Raw genomic sequence first — 17,045 nt, forward strand, 5'->3', positions numbered from 1 at the left:
TCTCCGCAGCACCGTCTCAGGCGGACGCTGAGAGCAATACCGAACCATCTTCCGGTCCGCCCCGGCAATCTGGCACGCCCGCCGTTCCGACAGCCCGAACAGGGCCTTCAGATGCGCGACATGCCCGACGCAAGCTGAAGGAGATCTTCGATCGCGACGGATCCGAGATCGCAGCCGAAGGTCTGCGCCGGACTGCCGAGCTTTACCGGATCGAGACTAAGATCCGCAGCATGGGCCCCAGCCAGCGGCTGTCGGCCCGCCAAGCGCGCACTGCGCCGCTGGTCGCGGCCTTCGGTGAATGGCTGCAGGCGCAATGCCGGCGCGTATCGATGAAGTCGCGTCTCGGTGAAAAGCTGGCCTATATCCACCGCCATTGGGATGGGCTGCAGACTTTGCCTCGCGCGATGGCCGTGTCGAGATCGACTCCAATAATGTCGAGAACCTGATCCGACCGGTTGCCCTGACCAGAAAGAATGCACTCTTCGCTGGCCATGACGAGGGCGGTCGATCCTGGGCGCGCATCGCCTCCCTGATCGCCACCGCAAAGATCAACGGCGTCGAGCCCTTTGCCTACCTGACGGCAACCTTGGAGGCCTTTGCCGCCGGTCATCCACAGGCAAGGATCGACGATCTGCTGCCTTGGAACTTCAAGCCGTCAAGCTGGAAGCAGGTGAGGCGGCGCCGCCGCTTACAGCGCACCGCGTGTTCACGCACTTCTGGAGAAAACTTGGTCACTGTCTTGCCCATGATGCTCTATCCTACTCAGGAGTTGGAGCCTCCGGCAAACCCGGAACGGTTCGCAACGTTGGGCAGCGCGCTTTCTCAGCGCCTGCCGCCGACAGCGGGACTACATGCTGGATGGACCGCGCGAGCAGCCTGTGGGGCATCTCCGCGATGGAATGCTTCGCCCGTGACGAAGCCCGCGACATGAGAGTTCGATCCGCTTTCCACGAAACATTCGGCAGCTCAGGGTGGGTCCAGAGGCGCACCAGAACAAAAGCCATTCAGTGGCCTATGGCGAAAACGACCCGCGCCGTCGCATTCGGTGCCCGCCGTCTACGGCCCCCCGCCAATCTCACATCAGCGGTGCTCGGAGACGAACCGGTCAAGAGCCTCCACACAGCGCTCGGTCACCCGGGCGATGTCGGCGTCGGACGACAGCTGGGGTTCGCGGTCGCGCAGGATGCCCTCCAACGTCGCTGCCGCGCGGCGCGTCAGGGAGGCCTGGACAGGTTCCAGAACGCGGCTCTTGAGGACCGCGGTCGACATCTTTCCCTGGCCTCTGAGGCCGGTGAGCTTGACGTAGCTCTCCAAAAGCGAGGATGGCGGGACGTCGACCGATTGCAGCGCGATCCCGAGCGATTGCGCCCAATCCTGCCACTTGTAGCGGTGGCTGGTATGGGTCGGGGTCACCGCGATGAACGGCGTGCGCAGGGCATCCGCCACGATGGCGCCGTGCATCGCCTCGGTCACCAGAACGCTGGCGGCGCGGATCTGCGAGATCAGCAGCAGTGGATCGCTGCGCGGGTCGAGATAGGTCACCCCCGCCATCGCGCAGGCGCGCTGCCAGTTGCCGCGGGCGACACTTTCGAAATGGGGCATGAAAGCCGGGCCGCCAGGCGCGGCGGGGGCGGGCAGGTCGATCGCGCGCAGCAGAACCGCGGCATCCGCAATCGCCAGCGCGGGGTCCAGGCCCAGCTTTTGTGCGGTCAGCGGTCCCCGGACCCAGGCCACGTTCCAGGTGCCGTCGGCCACGTCCGGCGCGGAAGTATAGCCGCCATAACCCGAGCCGATCACGTGTTTTCTGGAGGTCTGGGGATAGGAATCCCAGATGATCGAGCCGATTCCGATGAAGAGATCCTTGGGGTCGTCATTCAGAAACCCGGGCGGCAGCAGACGCTCCCACAGGAAGGCGTTCAGCTCGTCGCCGAAATTCGGCTCGGCGCCACGATAGAAAGTCAGTTTCATGCGAAGGATATCCTGTCGTGGCGGTCGCGTTGCGATTGCAATAGACGGTCCCAGGCCGATGCGCAAACCAACCGCGAGCCGGCGACGTCATCGCTCACCATGGACTGTCGGGCAGGGTGAAGTCGCGGCGCATATCCGGGCTGACGCGCCGATATTTCAGCATGTTGCGCACGAATCGCCGCGGATGGACAAGCAGGTCGCGGGGCGGTGTCATCATCGCCGCCAACTGACCGCTGCCGCTGGTCGATTGCGGGTTTCCGACGCGGTAGACGGCCCCGGCAAAGGGCAGGTCCTGCAGCGGGTTGCCCTGGGCCGCCAGATCCTCATGGATGAAGATATGGCTGCCCAAACGGCGCTTGACGGCCGCGATGTCGGGACCTCCCTCCGGTGTCGTGAAACTGCCCAGAAGGTCGCGCCGCACGATATGCGAGGTGCCGCACATGTAGTGGAACCCCGATTGGGCAAAGCACCAGGACCCGCCGCTCCAGACATAGCCGCGGCTGATGTTCCAGCCGGCGGCGTCGCGATGCGCCTCGACATGCTCGACCAGCCGACGATGCACAAAGTCGTCGAAATCGACGACCATCACATGCGTCTGGTCCGCGATGCCCGCCAGGCCGGCATGAATGCGCAGCCCCTTGTCGCGGCGGACGGCGTCGTAATACGCCTCAAGCTGCGTCTGGCGGTCGGGCATGTCGGGCAGGGGCAGATCCACTCGCACGATGCGGCAGTTCGGGGGCATGTCGGGCAGGGGTGCGTCCGCATTGGCGACCACCACGCATTCCCAGTTCCCCAAGGTCTGAGCCGCGACCGAGGCCAGCGTCTGGCGCAGATAGCCCTGCAACACCGTCCAGTCCCGGACGGAACCTGGATGGCGCACCGGAATGACAAAGGCGACGGAGACCGTCATGAGGGCACAGCTTTCATTCTGATGTCGTCCTTATCGTTTCTTGCGCAGGGTCTGGCGCAAGCCCTGCAGGCGGTGGCGGGCCGTCAGCCCCAGTGTCACGGCGTAGGTCACGACACCGGCGGCGATCTGCACGATCAGCGTCCGGATCGCCCCGTCCTCCATCCAGGAGCCCAGCCCCAGAACCACGCCCACCATCACCAGGCAGCCCAGCAGCGGCGAGGCGAACTGCGCCAGATAGCGCCCGAAAGACAGGTCGATCATGCGCCCCGCTGCTGTTGCGACGAAGGGCCAGACCAGCCAGGTCTTGACCGCGATGCCAACAACAACCGCGGTGATGCCATAGGGATACAGCATGACGACGACCAGGACGGTCAACACCTGCTGCACCACCTGATACCACATCCACCAATCGGCACGTCCTTTCGCACGGATCAGTGCGGCCTGCAGGATCCCGATGCAGCTGAGCAGGCCGATGGCGCAAAACGCCTGTAACGCCCGGGTTGCGTCCAGCCATTGCGCGCCGAACACCAGCGGGATCAACTGGTCGGCCACCAGGGCCGTGCCCACGAAGATCGGAAAGGACAGGATCGAGGACAGGAAGGTGGTGGCCAGATAGGTCTCGCGCAGCTTCTCGGGCTCTGCCTGCATCGAGGACAGCAACGGATAGGACACCGCCGCCAGGGCCCCGGTCAGCACATCGTTCAGCATCATGAAGATCCGGCGTGCGAACGAGAACAGGCCAAGCGCCGTGGGCCCCATCAGCGGCCCGATCAGCAGCTGATCGGCGTTGATCGTGGTGATCAGGCGGCTGCCCGAGGCAAAGCCCCCGAAATGCGTCAGGTCGCGGATCGCCTGGCGGCTGACCCCTCTGCCGGGTCGCCAGGTGACGGACAGCCAGCTGACCACGCAGACGACGACCGCACCGATCAGCTGCGACAGCACCAGCGCCCATAACCCATAGCCAAGCCACAGCACCACTAGGCAGACCACCAGGGACACAACCGACGAGATCAGCGTACGCATGGCGATCTGCCGGAACTGCATCCTGCGGCTGAGCAGGGCCGAGGGCACGACCGCCGCCAGGTCAAAGATCAGCCGCAGCCCGACGACCGGCACCAACACCGCCAGCATCGGGTCCCCCAGATACCCCGCCGCCGGACCGACAAGCAGGATCGTGATGACGTAAAGACCGATGCCCCACAGCAGGCACAGCCAGAAGGTCGCGTTCAGATGCGCGGGCCCCAAGTCCTGCCGCTGCACCAGCGCATCGCCAAAGCCGCCCGGAGAAAATGCCCCGATGGCCCCCACGACCGCGACGGCAAAGGCCACAAAGCCGAACTCGGCCGGGCTGATCACGCGGGACACGACCATGAAGACGATCAACCCGGACAGCGCCGGGAGGAACGCATTCAGCCCCGACCACAGCACACCCGTATAGGCCCGGCGCGCACGCCCGGTCTGATGATGCGACAGGTCGCCCTGGGGATTGTCATTCATGCTGGATGGTTCCACTTGCCGGGGCAGGGCGGGGTCCTGCGTGCATGATGGCGCAGTGCCCGATCATGCGGTCGATGGCCATCTCAAAACCGGACGCCGACACGATAGGCCGCCGGCACGCGGTGCATCGGGTGGGGTCTGACACGGAATGCGGACCTGCATCATCGGGACGACAGGGGATGTGCCGTTATCGGTGCATCAGACCAGCCGTGACGGATCAGCGCGCGCCACGCGACATGACGACCGCGGGAATGGTCATGACGATGATGCGCAGGTCCATCAACAGGTTCCAGTTCATCACGTAGAACCGGTCCAGCTGCACACGCTCTGCATAGGTGGTGTCGCTGCGACCGCTGACCTGCCACAGGCCGGACAGGCCCGGACGGGCGCCCAGGTAATGCCGGGTCGAGCTGGAGTAGTGATCCAGCTCGGACCGCACGACAGGACGGGGCCCGACCAGGCTCATCTCTCCGGTCAGCACGTTCAGCAGCTGGGGCAGCTCATCCAGGCTCAGCTTGCGCAGCACCGCACCGATCGGGGTGACGCGGGGATCGTTGTCCAGCTTTTGCTTTTCGTTCCACAGCACGGCCTCGGCGGGGTTCTGGCGCAGATGCTGCTCCAGGACCCGGTCACCATCCACGACCATGGTGCGGAACTTCCAGCACTTGAACTCCCGGCCGCCAAAGCCGACCCGACGGTGCCCATAGAGGAGGGGACCCGACGAGTTGATCTTGAGAAGGGCGATCAGGCCCAGGATCAGCGGCAGCAGCAGCAGCAGTCCCATTAACGTCAGGACGATGTCCAACGTGCGTTTGGAGATGCCGCCCACGGGAATGTCGCCTCCGAAGGACGGATCAGACGTCCGATGCGCAGGGGCAGAAGCGGCATGGCTTGACGGTTGCCAATCCGCGAAAAAGCTACGTTGAGCACGATATATTTTCATGTAACCAAACCGCTATCTGAGAAAGCCAACTTGTAAAGTGGCGCTGGAGAGCGGACGGGACCTGCTCCTCTGTATGTGCAGACCAGACCATATTGTTAAGATTTTAGCAATATGTCGGTACAAGTTCCGACGGATCAGCGCCTGCCGCGCCTTGATCTTATCGTGCATAAGGCATGGAAAAGACGTGATTTATTGCACGGCCTGCAGGTAAGCTGTCTTTTTAGACAGGTTGTAAATCAATTCACAAATTGGTGTTCCGACGCGGTTTTTCTGTTAAATCTTTACATATGTTAAGGGGCTTGACGCATAATGCCAGACGTTGACCCGATGATTCGTTTTCAGGCGCCGTGACGGAGGTGCCGGTTTGCATTGTAAAGGGGCGTGCTTGCGGCAAGGCGGCAGCTCTCTGGTCGGTCCAACGCTGTCGCCGCTCAGCCGGGCATCTGCTGCGCCACCAGGCGACCAGAGACGGCAGACCCCATGGCCGCGCATCCAGACATTCCAAGGTCATTGCGCCGGTCAAATGACGATCTAGACCGGTGATTTTTTGATCTCGGGAGGCGGCGGGGGAGGCGTATTCCGAGGTATGTTTTGACAATCGGCTATGTAACAGAATAGTAACACTCTGGAAAAATCCGGAGATCTTAATGCTTCATCATGCCGACGATATAACATTCACGGAGGAGAGGGCCAGAACCGAGATCTATATCTCTCTGTTCTGTATCGTTTCTCTTGGATATTTCTTCGTCGGCTGGTCCAGCAGTCCGTGGATCATCGCCATGGATCAGGCTTTCTTTTCGGCCTTTGACACGGTGACCCAAAGATCCTGGGCCTTGGATACGCTGATCGTGGATCTGTTCATGACCAAGACGGCCAAGGTCGTGCCGATCCTGGCCTGCATTGTCTGGCTCGTCTTCGAGTTCAGGCGGCAGGGGCGCAGCATCGCCTTCTTTGGCAAGATGCTGCTGGGATCGTTTCTGGCGATGACCTTGGCACGCCTGCTGCAGAACTTTTCGGCCCACCGGCCCCGGCCACTTCACAACCCCGATCTTGTGTATCAGCTGCCGTATGGCATCGAGACGACCACGCTCGAGGGCTGGAGCTCTTTTCCAAGCGATACCAGCGCCTTGGCCTTTGCCATTGCAGCGGGTGTCTTTCTTGCCTCCAGGCGTTTGGGCATCGCCGCCTTTCTGTGGGCTGCGGTCATCGTGGCGTTTCCGCGCGCTTATGCCGGTCTGCATTACCCAAGCGATCTGATCGGTGGCGCATTGATCGGTCTGCTCTGCGCGCTTGGCGCGGCCCCGCTGATCCTGCGCGCCGTCACCCGCCGGGTTCATGTGTCCGTCGACGAGAAATGGGTGCCCCTGCTGTGGACACTGGCGTTCCTGCTGCTGTTCCAGATGAGCGCGATGTTCGACGACGTCCGGGCCTATGGTGCTTTCGCGAAGGACGTCCTGGGCCCCTAGGGCCGACGCCTGCCGTTCAGCGGGGCCGCTTGCCGGGCCTGAAGCGGTGTCCGTAGCAGATCGCGACGATGATGATCGCGGTCGCCACGCTGAACTGATAGAAATAGACCACCTCGATCCACATCAGCAGGAACAACCGCGCCATGAACAGCGCGAAAAAGACCGATGCGGCCGAGGGGCTGCGAATGGCCCAGCCAAGGCAGGACAGCAGGGCCCCCCAGAACACCAGCGTCTGGACCGCCGTCGCCACCACGCCGATTTCGACCGCGTTCGAGATCAGCGTGTTGTGAAAGTGAAACCCGGTCCGGGTCGTGATGCCGAAATCGGCCCAAAGCTGTTCGGCGATCGGCTGGCCATGCACCCAGAAGGCCTGGAAACCCACGCCCAGCATGGGACGCTCGGCGATCTCTGCCAGAGCAATGGCCCACAGGTCCGTCCTGCCGGTCAGGGTGATATCCTTGCCGGTCAGGTCCAGGAACATCCGTGCCAGTTGGTCCGAGATCAGCGACAGCATCACCCCCGCCGCCCCGGCCAGGACCAGCGTCAGCACGATGGCGACCAGCCGCATCGACGGCGTCAGTCGTTGCAGCAGCACCAGCACGCCAAAGAACAGGACGACGACCAGGGTGCTGACCAAGGCCCCGCTGGATTGTCCCATGACCAGCAGCAAACCGCCCAGCAGGATCCCCATGACCGCAGGCAGGCGCCAGCGCGCCGACAGCCGCCGGTCGACCAGCACCGCCAGCGCCACGATGATCAGCAGCGAGCTGGCATCCGCCAACGCGTTCTTGCTGGCATAGATGCCCAGATAGCCCAGCCCGTCCGACCGGTCGCGCCCGAACAAAAGACTGGCCAGCCCGGCCATCGCGCTGGTGGCAAAGACGATCTTGATGAAGGTCAGGGGCGCCACCCGATAGCCGATGGCCACCGCGATCATCACGGTCAGCAGCAGTTGCAGCCCGTGGCGCATGGTCAGCGAGGTATAGTCAGACCACGCAAAGGACATGACGCACCACAGCGTCACCAGCACGATCAACCATTCGCGCCGCAGCGCGCCCAGGGTGTCACCCAGACGCGTTGCCACCAGCCCCATCCCCGCGACAAGGAACAGCAGCGCGCCCTTTGACCCCAGGGGCGCGATGAAGGCCAGCCCGAACATGGCCACGAAGGCCGCAAGGGCGGTGGGGGAATAGCTCAGCGCCCAGCGGCGCGGGCTGCGGAGGGGCCGTCTGGCACTGACCGTCCGCGCGGATGGCGCCAGACCCTCCATCACCCGTCCTCGCAGGTGATCGAGCCTTCGAACAGACATGACGCCTCCAGCGGCGTGTAGGCCACCCAGTCGATCTCATAGCCCAAGGGGCCGTCCTGCGGTGTCTGAGGGCCCATCCAGTCGGTCAGGGTCGTCGTGCTCCAAAAGGACATGTACAGCTTTTGGGCATGCTGGGGCAGGGGGCTGCCTGGTTCGGTACGGTGGACCTCGCGGCCGTCCAGGAACCAGGTGATGCCCTCCGGCGTCCATCGAAAGCCTACGGTTCGGAAGTCGTCATCAAAGGGCGGGGCAGGGATGACCTGGCCGTTATGGGGTTCGCCCGCGACATAGGTGTTCATCGTCATCTCGCCGGGATTGCGGGTCAGGATCTCGATGTCGATCTCGTCATGGGGGGCGCCGTGGACCGGCCCGACATAGGTGAAGACAGAGGCGTTCAGGCCCGACTGGTGCGGTGTGCGGATGCGGGCCTCGAAGGTACCGTATTGCAGGAAGGCGCGGGTCTGAACCTCGCCGCAGAGCGGCGGGCGCTCGCTGTTGCCGGGGGCAGGGATGTGGAACAGGGTCAGCATGCCGCCGCGCACCTGCACGGCCCGGCCCGACCAGTGGCAATCCTGCCAGTCGCCATTCGTCCAACCATCCGACACATACCAGCGGTCGCGATTGAGACCGCCCGAGAAATCATCGCGAAATCCGTCCTGATCGGGATGAGGCTCGATGTCCTGGGCGGTCAGGGACTGTCCTGCCAGAACAAGCGCAGCCGCGAGTGCAAGAGTGTGGCGCATGTGAAAACCCTTCCGCCGCAATGGCACCGCGCGGTTGCCGCGCCGACCCGACCGGCTTATGGAAGGCCCAGACATATGGGTCAAGGGAAAGGCGTTCACATGTCGGGCAACGCATCGACCCCTCCGTCCGGCGCGGACGACATCCCCGCGGTTTCCGTCGTGATGGCCAATTTCCGGGGCGCAGCCCATCTGGAGGCCGCGATGACGGCCGTTCTGGCCCAGACCGAGCGGCGGCTGGAACTGATCGTGGCCGATGACGCATCCGACGATGACAGCGTGGCGATCGCCCGCCGGATCGCCACCACCGATGATCGGGTGCGGGTCATTGCCTCGCCCAGCAATGGCGGGCCCGCCGTCACGCGCAACCTGGCGCTGGAGGCCGCGCGGGGCGAGTGGATCGCCGTCGTGGACAGCGACGACCTGATCCACCCCGAGCGGCTGGCCCGTCTGATCGCCGCAGCCGAGGCCGCGGGGGCCGATCTGGTCGCGGACGATCTGGTCTATTTCGGGGCGGTCCCCGAGCCGCAGGGCCGGACCCTGCTAGAACCGCTGGCGCTGAGCGCGCCGATGATGCTGGAACCGGCGCCCTATCTGCGCAGCAATGACGGGCGGTCGGGCCTGCCGCCGTTCGGCTATCTCAAGCCGGTGATCCGGCGTCGGGTTTTGGCCGGCCTGCGCTATGACCCGACGCTGAGGATCGGCGAGGATCACGATCTGGTCCTGCGTCTGCTGATCGGGGGTGCGCGGTTCCTGCTGCTGCCCGATCCGCTTTACGCCTATCGCCGGCATGCGGGCTCGATCTCGCACCGGCTATCGGTCGCCACGGTCGAGGCGATGCTGCAGGCCCATCGGGCGCTGCCGCCGATGCCGGATGCCGACATGCGTGCCGTCGCGGCGCGGGTCGACCGCGAGCTGTCGCGGACGCTGCGCTATGAGCGGCTGGTGGCCGATATCAAGGCACGCCGCTGGCGGGCGGTCCTGCCGCGGATGGCCGATCCGGCGATGCTGTCCCGGCTGCTGGACAGCCTGCGCGACCGCCGCCGTCGCAAGGCATCCGACGCGGTTCTGCCCGGGGCGCAGGCGCCTCTGCTGGATCTGGTGCCCGACATGCCGCCGCCGGGCAAGGCGTGGACGCAGCCTCCCGCCCCGTACGCGGCCCGGATCGCCGCAGGCGCCGCACGGGGCGAGGCTCCGGCCTCCGATGCGCCGTCCTGGACTGTCTGGCTGGCCCGCGCGACCGGTCGGGCGGTTTCCCTGACAGAGTGATGCGGGCTGCCGCCTTGATTGCCGCCGCAGGAGGCTGATGACCCCAGGGATATCGGCCTCCCGATCACCCAGCCAGCCAAGGTGCGTGATCAGCCCAAAGGGGCAGGGCGCCCGGCCCGGACGCCGCAGGGATCACGACCCTTCGGCGTCGCGCCGCATCGGCTGCGGGGTCAGCAAGGGCTCTCCGGTCAGGGTCGGCTGACGGCGGCGGCGCATGAGCGGCTGTTCGATCAGGCGCCAGGAAATCTCGGCCAGAATGAACGAGATGATGATCCAGACCAGGGTACGGACGATCTTCAGCGGACCTTCCGTCAGCACCATGATCGCCGGAACATGCTCGTAAAGCGCCGGGGGAACGAAGTAGTGGAACACGTAAAGGCCGTAGGAAATCTTGCCGACATGCACCAGGACGGGATGCTGCAACCAGTTCAGCGTCTGTCCCTCGGCGGCAACGCATTGGCGGATCAGCAGGGCCGCGGCCAGCGAGACCGCCGCCGGTAGGGCGATCCAGCCGAGGATCGCATGGGACAGCAGGCCCGGCCGATACCAGGGCGCGCTGAGGACGAAGACCAGCCCGAGGCAGATATAGAGCAGGCGCCGGTTCAGGAAGATACGGTCCAGCCAGCGCAGCGCCGGCGTCCGGAAGGCCACGGCCATCAGCCCGCCGATGCCCAGGCTGTCCAGCTGTGAGGGCAGCAGAACGTCGATGAACTCGGACGCGCCAAAGACGATCAGCATCCTGAACGCGGGCGCCATGATCAGGCCGCCGATGATGATCGGCAGCAGCCAGCGGCGGGGCGCCAGGACCACGGCGGGAAACCACAGCAGATAGAACTGTTCCTCGACGGCCAGGGTCCAGAAATGCCCGGCGCCGCTCCATTGCTCGGTCAGCGCGACATGAATGTTCGACAGGTACAGCGCATGGATCCACCAGTCACTCGGCATTCCCGAAATGCCCAGCAGGGCCGCCAGGGCGATGGCGATGTAGAAGGGCGGCGACAGCCGGACGAACCGGCGCGTGAAGAACCGCTTGGCCAGGTCCAGGCCGGATGCGGTGCCGCGCTGGTTCAGCAGGATCGTCGTGATCAGGAACCCGGACAGGACAAAGAACGTCCGCACGCCGATCATGCCCGGATTCCAGCCACGGATCAGTTCGCTATAGGTGAAATGTTCAGCGAACACCGCCATGACGGCAATGGCCCGCAGGCCATCCAGTCGGGCATAATAGGGCATGCTACGCCCGGATGCGATCTCAGTCATTCAATTGACGTGCTCCTGTCGATGCGGGCGGGGCGTGGAGGCCATGCCCAAGAGAGGTGTGGTGGGTGGGCCGAGGCGCAGCCATATAGGCCTTGAGACCGGCGAGATTGGCCCGCAGGACCGCGCCCCAGCTGAGGCCCAGTTCCGGATTGAACGCAGGCCCGCCGAATTTCTCGCGCACCGCGCTGCGCAGGCTCCAGTAGAGATGTTTGAGCAGCCATCGTTCGCGCATGTACTTTCCGTAAAGCGCACCGTTCGCGAAGGAATAGCAATAGCTTAGCTGCTCGACCTCGTGCAGGTGCTGACGGCCGTGATTGTGCAGAACGCACATGTCGGGAACATAGTGGATGGGCACCCCGGCCTGGTGTGCGCGAATGATATAATCCGTATCCTCACCGGCCTTGAAGGGCGCTCCCGCGCCGAACCGGGTATCGAAATGTCCGATCCTGTCCGCGGTCATCCGCGAGATGACGAAATTGCAGCCGGGCACGAAACCGCCGGGATGGTTGGAAACGCCATAGGTCTCGGGATCGGGGCTGTCCTTGATGGTGAAGGGCAGGTCGCGGGGATTGGCCAGCTTGACGCGCCCACCGATGAACACGTGGCCCGGCCGATCCGCGACATGCTGAGCCAGATCCCGGATATAGCCGGGGTCCATGATGCAGTCGTCATCGGTGAAGACCAGCAGTCGTCCCCGGGCGGCGTCCATCCCAGCATTGCGGGCGTTGGACAGGCCGCCGACGGTCAGCTTGATGAACACGCCGTGCCCCTCGGCCGTCCGCAATACCTCATTGGCGTCCAGCGCCAGGTGTGGCTTGCTGAGGTTCTCCAAGACGATGATCTCGGTCTCAAGCGCGGGCCACTGCCGCGCGGCGACCGCGACGGCCGCGACGCATTCAAGCAGCTGCTGGGGCCTGTCGCGCGTGCAGACGATCACGCTGACCGCGGGGTCACGCATGGGATTTGACGCCAACATGATGGTGCAGGGCCAGGCCCGCTGCCCGGGCCGTGATCCTGGGAAGTTCGGGGATGAGGGTGGCCGCGTTGCACGAGCCCAGCCATTTGGACGCATCCCACGAGGCCTTGAGCAGGGAATAGCCGACGGTTCCCACCACGGGCGCGTGCCGGGATGCCTGCAGGATCGGACGTTCGCGCCGGCGGATCATGTCCCACCGTCCGCTCTGGTCGATGAACCGATGCGCCAGGTCGTGGCGACCCTGGCCGCGGATATGCGAGAACAGGAAGTAGAAGACATTCTCGATCCCCATGCGATAGGCCTTTGCCTCCTCCGGGGGCTGGGATGCCGCCAGACCGTTCAGCCGCCGGATCAGGTCAGAGGCGCGGTCGACCGTATCGGCAGAGACCTGATCGCCGATCCGGTCGAACCCGGTTCCCGCAGCTTCGGGATAGTGCCGCGCCAGCTCCTCCTCGACGATCTTGACATGGGACCGGACCATCTCGGACATGCGCGTGGCGCTGACGCTGCCGTCATGCAGCCTGTAGGCCAGAAGGGGTTCGGAAGTCTGCGCCACCTTGCAGTCGCGGGCGATGCGCCGGAACAGGTCGAAATCCTCGGCGCAAGGATAGGCCGCGTCATAACGCAGCATGCCCTCGGGCATCGCGCTGCGGCGGAACATGACGGTCGGATGCCGCAGGATCGTGTAGAATCGCGACAGCACGCGCAATTCCGGCATTCCCGTGGCCTCGGGCGTGCCCGTGGGCAGCATGCGGTTGGTCGAGAACAGGGTGTGGAAGAAACAGCCGCTCATCGCCAGTTCGGGGTCCTGGGCAAACGCCTGCACCTGCGTGCTGATCCGGGTGGGATAGGCGATGTCGTCAGCATCCATTCGGGCGACCAAATCGCCTGACGCGCGCTGGAGCCCTTCGTTGAGGGTGGCGATCAGGCCACGATTTTCGCGCTCCACGACGACCACGCGCGGGTCCTGCGATGCGGCTTTCCTCAGGATGTCGCCCGAAAGGTCGGTGGACCCGTCGTTGATGCAGATCAGCTCAAGGGCGTCGTGGTCCTGGAGCAGAAGACTGGCAAGGGCCAAGGGTAGATACGTCTCCGCGTTGTAGACTGGCAAAATAACCGAAACTGTTTTCACGGAAGCACCAAGGTAAATAGGGTGACGCGCCAGCAACAAAGCGCTTGCATTATTGCAAGGTTTTTTTCTTATGATGAAGCGACCGGATTGCGCCTCAATTCAAGCGCTAGCGGGGAAATGTATTCACAAATCGCCCTGATCTCAACCTGTCCTTAAGAACAGCTTTTTATAAGTGACCTGCCTGCTATCAGTCAATTTTGACGTGCCCTGATCGCGATTGAACGGGCTGTTTCCCCGTGGTTTGGGGCCTGATTACCCAAACTCAAATTAAAGTCAGACATCATGTTTCGCTCCTACCTGCACCCGGCGCTTCTGGAAACCATGCGCCCCTTCCGGGGCTATGTGCCCGGCGTCGTGCTGCTTGGCCTGCTGGCCACCGCGCTTGAGGGGATCGGCATCGGTCTTATCGTGCCGCTTCTGGATGTGGTGATGTCGAATGACGCCTCGGTCCAGGGCTGGATGCCGGGTATCCTCGCCTCGGTCGGAGAATCCGTGCCGCCCGCGCAGCGCGGCCTTTTCATCGGGCTGGCCATCCTGGCCCTGATCGTCCTCAAGAACATCGTGGCCTATGGGAACGGGCTTCTGCAGGCCTGGATCTATGGCAAGTCGGGGCATCGGCTTCGAGACCTCCTGTCGCGCCGGCTGGTGTCGATGGATGCGTCCTACTGCCTGACGCAGCCGCAATCGCGGCTTCTGAACATCATCTCCAACGAAAGCTGGCGCGCCTCGGATGCTGTGGCGGCTGCACTGGCCGTCTTGGTGGGCGGAGCGGCGACGTTCATCTTCCTGATCTTCCTGTTCTTCCTGTCACCGCAGCTGACCATCGTCGTCCTGGTCGGGCTGGGTCTGATCCAGTTCGTCCATGACCGCATGTCAAAGCACTTCTCGCGCCTTGGCCAGCAGATCGCCTGGCAGAACCGCGGGCTGGCCGAACGGATGCTGCACCATATCAGCGCCTGGCGGCTCATCCGCCTGTTCAACCGGGAGGAGTTCGAGGCCCGCCGCTTTTCGGATGCGTCAGAGCAGGTCCGCCATGTCGCGCTGAACCTCCTCAGGCGCCAGATCGCGGTCGGCCCCCTGACCGAGGTGGCCCATGCGGCCCTGTTCATGGCCGTCATCTATACCGCCTGGGGCCTGGGCGTGTCGTTCGGAACGACCGCCGCCTTCATCATTCTGCTGTATCGCCTGCAGCCCCAGGTCCGTCAGATCCAGAGCTCGCTGTCAGCCCTTCGGGGATGGAACGGCTCGCTGGACGAGGTCAACTGGCTGCTCAATGCGCGTCCCGCACCGCCGCGCCCGGCGACTGCCGTGCCGGCCCCCGACATCACGCAGGGGATCAGCTTTCGGAACGTCAGCTACAGATACGTGGCGGACGGCCGCGACACTGCAGCCCTCAGCGACGTCTCGTTCGACATCCCGGCAGGCTCCTCGGTTGCGATCATCGGGCGCTCCGGCTCGGGAAAATCGACCATCGCCAACCTGATCTGCGGCGTCATCGACCCTGTGGAGGGTGAGATCCTGGTCGATGGCCTGCGCCTGGACGGTATCACCCGCGAAACCTGGCTCGCCAAGATCGCCATGGCCAGTCAGGAGCTGGAGCTGTTCGACGGAACGATCCGGGACAACATCCTCTATGGCGCGTCGGACGCGCTGCCGGATGACATTCGCGCCGCCGCCGAAGCGGCCGATGCCGACGGGTTCATTCGCGATCTGCCGGACGGATACGACACCGCGGTCGGCGATCGCGGCCTGAACCTGTCCGCGGGCCAACGCCAGAGGATCGCCCTGGCACGTGCCTTGCTGCGCCAGCCGCGGCTGCTGATCCTGGATGAGGCGACGAACGCCATGGATATCCTGTCGGAGGCGGCGGCGCTGAAAATCCTGGACAGCCGCCGAGGGCATGGAACGACACTCGTGATCAGCCACCATCTCTCGTCGATCCGCCTCTGCGACAGCTATATCCGGATCAACGGCGGACGAATCGTGGCGTCCGGATCGACGGCCGATTTCGAGGATTCATCACTGGAAGACGTCCTGAACACCGTCACGACGGACTAGCCGAACCGGCACGCATAACCGGTCGTGGTCCGCGCGGGCCGCCGACCCGGGCGCCCTCGGGACATCGTGCCGCAGCAAGGACCGGAAGCGATCTGCCAATGAACGGCCTCATTCCGAGGAATGGTATGCTTCATCCAGCGCGGCGGGACACGAAGCCAAGAGAAAGCCTGCCAACACCGCTCGACTGAACGAACCCGCACTGGTCGTGTCGCGTATTTGCGCCTCCCCCCGGTGCTTGTTTAGGTCGCCTAGCGTTCCAAGGCAAAGGGGCATTTGCCTCCCCGTGCTGAGTGCCGACGGCGCAGGCTGTAAAACCAACTCAAGTCTCAGAAGATCTGGTCACCCGCGCGGACGGCCACAGGTGCCATCCGACAGCGCGAAGACGGTGTAGACATGCGCCGGATAGACCTTGTCCTACTGCTGGCGTTGACAGGCTGGGCGGTCCTGCAAGGCAAAAAACCCGTTCTGGCTGAAACCTAAAACACCACACATCCGGCTGAACGGAAAGCTGGCCTTCTCTGCCTCAACGACGCTTAAGGTCATCCGTAGGCGGGGTCTCTCGCACCAGTGGCGCCATCCGCCATGTCCCGCTTTCGCGAAGATGGCTGCGGCTTTTTCCCGAATGTCGCCATTCGCCGGGGAAATGAACCCCCGGATCGTTTTCCGCTCCGGCTCAAACGCTTCAGGACCACATTCTCTCGCTGCAGAGCTTTCAGTCCGACATGCAGATCGAGTTGTGCCTGACCTGGCTCGCTGGCGCCTCGATCCTGCCCAGCCCACCGTGTCAGCGTCGATAGACCCGCCCGGATCCTCCCAGATCTTCCGCAGCCTCCTGCAGCAGGTCAGCGCCAGCCGTGCTGCGCTTCACGCCGAAACTCCCTTGCCACGCTACTCCGCATCAAGGTTCCGACGTCAGGGGCGAGGGCGACGATTCACCGTTGCGAGATCCTGAGAATCCGACTTTGTTTTGCGAATTCACCTTGAAACGCGAGACAGGGCACTGACGTAGCCTGACCCCGGCGGGCGGAGGCATCCGCTATTGCAAGCCCGGCCGGGTCAGGCGGACGCAACTCGTCACGATGGAAGTGAGCCCGTTACAGACGGTCGGTTAAAAGTGACGCTCACCCCGTGATTTACTGTGATGAAGGACAGCCATTGCGAAGGTTCATGGCGCGAGCTTCGAGGGCATGGCGACGCACCAAAAGCGCTCATTGGGAAAGCTATGGTTCTTCCGGTTCTTGGCGAGCACATTTGCCCGGCCTCATCATCGTTGCCATTGTTAAGTGCTGATGGATATGCAGCGCTCCGAAGGGCAGAGATTGGACGTCACGGGAAAGCTCTTCTATCTGCAAACACCGGCACATAGGGCGTGTCGCAGTTCAGAATCGAAGCCACCCCACGTTGGCCGGGCCATGCTCTTTTCGAAAGATCATCAAGTCGGCTTCCCAGTGGCCAAAGGCCTCACGGTCTTTGACGGCTTGAGGACGGTTCTTGATCATGCAGCGCTCTGGAAACAC

General features: G+C 63.8%; 14 protein-coding genes and 1 pseudogene. 5 read left to right on the forward strand and 10 right to left on the reverse strand.

The window, feature by feature from the left end; translation table 11 throughout:
• Positions 1-126 (reverse strand): annotated as a pseudogene (locus ACK41U_RS17145) (IS3 family transposase); the annotation flags it as partial.
• Positions 127-167: 41 nt separating this feature from the next.
• Here ACK41U_RS17145 and ACK41U_RS17150 point away from each other — a divergent pair.
• Both ACK41U_RS17150 and ACK41U_RS17155 read left to right on the forward strand, forming a co-directional pair.
• The gene (locus tag ACK41U_RS17150) at positions 168-446 is read left to right on the forward strand and encodes a transposase (RefSeq protein ID WP_409682834.1); all 279 of its coding nucleotides are present in this window, start codon (positions 168-170) and stop codon (positions 444-446) included.
• Positions 374-931 (forward strand): transposase domain-containing protein, encoded by a 558-nt coding sequence (locus ACK41U_RS17155; RefSeq protein WP_409682794.1) that lies wholly within the window; start codon positions 374-376, stop codon positions 929-931. The genes ACK41U_RS17150 and ACK41U_RS17155 overlap by 73 nt, the downstream gene beginning before the upstream one ends.
• A gap of 149 nt (positions 932-1,080) precedes the next feature.
• Here ACK41U_RS17155 and ACK41U_RS17160 read toward each other — a convergent pair whose 3' ends face one another.
• From ACK41U_RS17160 to ACK41U_RS17175, 4 genes are all read right to left on the reverse strand, one after another.
• Entirely contained in the window at positions 1,081-1,968 is an 888-nt protein-coding gene (locus tag ACK41U_RS17160) for a polysaccharide pyruvyl transferase family protein (protein WP_409682797.1), read from the reverse strand.
• Between the two features lie 94 nt (positions 1,969-2,062).
• Entirely contained in the window at positions 2,063-2,878 is an 816-nt protein-coding gene (locus ACK41U_RS17165) for a hypothetical protein (RefSeq protein ID WP_409682800.1), read from the reverse strand.
• A gap of 30 nt (positions 2,879-2,908) precedes the next feature.
• On the reverse strand, positions 2,909-4,375 hold the full coding sequence (locus ACK41U_RS17170) for a lipopolysaccharide biosynthesis protein (RefSeq protein ID WP_409682803.1): 1,467 nt from the start codon (positions 4,373-4,375) through the stop codon (positions 2,909-2,911).
• A 217-nt stretch (positions 4,376-4,592) separates the two neighbouring features.
• Positions 4,593-5,204, reverse strand: a complete 612-nt coding sequence (locus ACK41U_RS17175; RefSeq protein ID WP_409682806.1) for a sugar transferase — start codon at positions 5,202-5,204, stop codon at positions 4,593-4,595.
• Between the two features lie 761 nt (positions 5,205-5,965).
• Here ACK41U_RS17175 and ACK41U_RS17180 point away from each other — a divergent pair.
• Positions 5,966-6,784 (forward strand): phosphatase PAP2 family protein, encoded by an 819-nt coding sequence (locus ACK41U_RS17180; protein ID WP_409682809.1) that lies wholly within the window; start codon positions 5,966-5,968, stop codon positions 6,782-6,784.
• Between the two features lie 16 nt (positions 6,785-6,800).
• On the opposite strand, the gene ACK41U_RS17185 is transcribed toward ACK41U_RS17180, so the two are convergent.
• A complete protein-coding gene (locus ACK41U_RS17185) occupies positions 6,801-8,093 on the reverse strand; it encodes an O-antigen ligase family protein (RefSeq protein WP_409682812.1) in 1,293 nt (430 codons plus the stop codon).
• A complete protein-coding gene (locus ACK41U_RS17190; RefSeq protein ID WP_409682815.1) occupies positions 8,054-8,836 on the reverse strand; it encodes a family 16 glycosylhydrolase in 783 nt (260 codons plus the stop codon). Before ACK41U_RS17190 ends, ACK41U_RS17185 begins: the two co-directional genes overlap by 40 nt.
• A gap of 99 nt (positions 8,837-8,935) precedes the next feature.
• Between ACK41U_RS17190 and ACK41U_RS17195 the strand changes: the two genes are divergently transcribed.
• Positions 8,936-10,102: a glycosyltransferase family 2 protein gene (locus ACK41U_RS17195; RefSeq protein ID WP_409682818.1), complete on the forward strand. Its 1,167-nt coding sequence runs from the start codon at positions 8,936-8,938 to the stop codon at positions 10,100-10,102.
• 132 nt (positions 10,103-10,234) lie between these two features.
• Here ACK41U_RS17195 and ACK41U_RS17200 read toward each other — a convergent pair whose 3' ends face one another.
• The 3 genes from ACK41U_RS17200 to ACK41U_RS17210 are packed head-to-tail and all read right to left on the reverse strand — an operon-like array spanning position 10,235 to position 13,470.
• A complete protein-coding gene (locus ACK41U_RS17200) occupies positions 10,235-11,362 on the reverse strand; it encodes an acyltransferase family protein (RefSeq protein WP_409682821.1) in 1,128 nt (375 codons plus the stop codon).
• Entirely contained in the window at positions 11,355-12,320 is a 966-nt protein-coding gene (locus ACK41U_RS17205) for a glycosyltransferase family 2 protein (protein ID WP_409682825.1), read from the reverse strand. Before ACK41U_RS17205 ends, ACK41U_RS17200 begins: the two co-directional genes overlap by 8 nt.
• Positions 12,313-13,470: a glycosyltransferase family 2 protein gene (locus ACK41U_RS17210; protein WP_409682828.1), complete on the reverse strand. Its 1,158-nt coding sequence runs from the start codon at positions 13,468-13,470 to the stop codon at positions 12,313-12,315. The genes ACK41U_RS17205 and ACK41U_RS17210 overlap by 8 nt, the downstream gene beginning before the upstream one ends.
• A gap of 342 nt (positions 13,471-13,812) precedes the next feature.
• Between ACK41U_RS17210 and ACK41U_RS17215 the strand changes: the two genes are divergently transcribed.
• Positions 13,813-15,528, forward strand: a complete 1,716-nt coding sequence (locus ACK41U_RS17215; protein ID WP_409682831.1) for an ABC transporter ATP-binding protein — start codon at positions 13,813-13,815, stop codon at positions 15,526-15,528.
• Positions 15,529-17,045: the final 1,517 nt, after the last annotated feature.

The sequence above is a fragment of the Paracoccus sp. (in: a-proteobacteria) genome (assembly GCF_046289755.1).
GTDB lineage: Bacteria > Pseudomonadota > Alphaproteobacteria > Rhodobacterales > Rhodobacteraceae > Paracoccus.

What these genes read in the sequence shown, in the direction of transcription:
- ACK41U_RS17160 (WP_409682797.1), bottom strand. Translation starts at nt 1,968, where the DNA reads ATGAAACTGACTTTCTATCGTGGCGCCGAGCCGAATTTCGGCGACGAG.
- ACK41U_RS17165 (WP_409682800.1), bottom strand. Translation starts at nt 2,878, where the DNA reads ATGACGGTCTCCGTCGCCTTTGTCATTCCGGTGCGCCATCCAGGTTCC.
- ACK41U_RS17170 (WP_409682803.1), bottom strand. Translation starts at nt 4,375, where the DNA reads ATGAATGACAATCCCCAGGGCGACCTGTCGCATCATCAGACCGGGCGT.
- ACK41U_RS17185 (WP_409682812.1), bottom strand. Translation starts at nt 8,093, where the DNA reads ATGTCTGTTCGAAGGCTCGATCACCTGCGAGGACGGGTGATGGAGGGT.
- ACK41U_RS17200 (WP_409682821.1), bottom strand. Translation starts at nt 11,362, where the DNA reads ATGACTGAGATCGCATCCGGGCGTAGCATGCCCTATTATGCCCGACTG.
- ACK41U_RS17180 (WP_409682809.1), top strand. Translation starts at nt 5,966, where the DNA reads ATGCTTCATCATGCCGACGATATAACATTCACGGAGGAGAGGGCCAGA.
- ACK41U_RS17205 (WP_409682825.1), bottom strand. Translation starts at nt 12,320, where the DNA reads ATGCGTGACCCCGCGGTCAGCGTGATCGTCTGCACGCGCGACAGGCCC.
- ACK41U_RS17190 (WP_409682815.1), bottom strand. Translation starts at nt 8,836, where the DNA reads ATGCGCCACACTCTTGCACTCGCGGCTGCGCTTGTTCTGGCAGGACAG.
- ACK41U_RS17195 (WP_409682818.1), top strand. Translation starts at nt 8,936, where the DNA reads ATGTCGGGCAACGCATCGACCCCTCCGTCCGGCGCGGACGACATCCCC.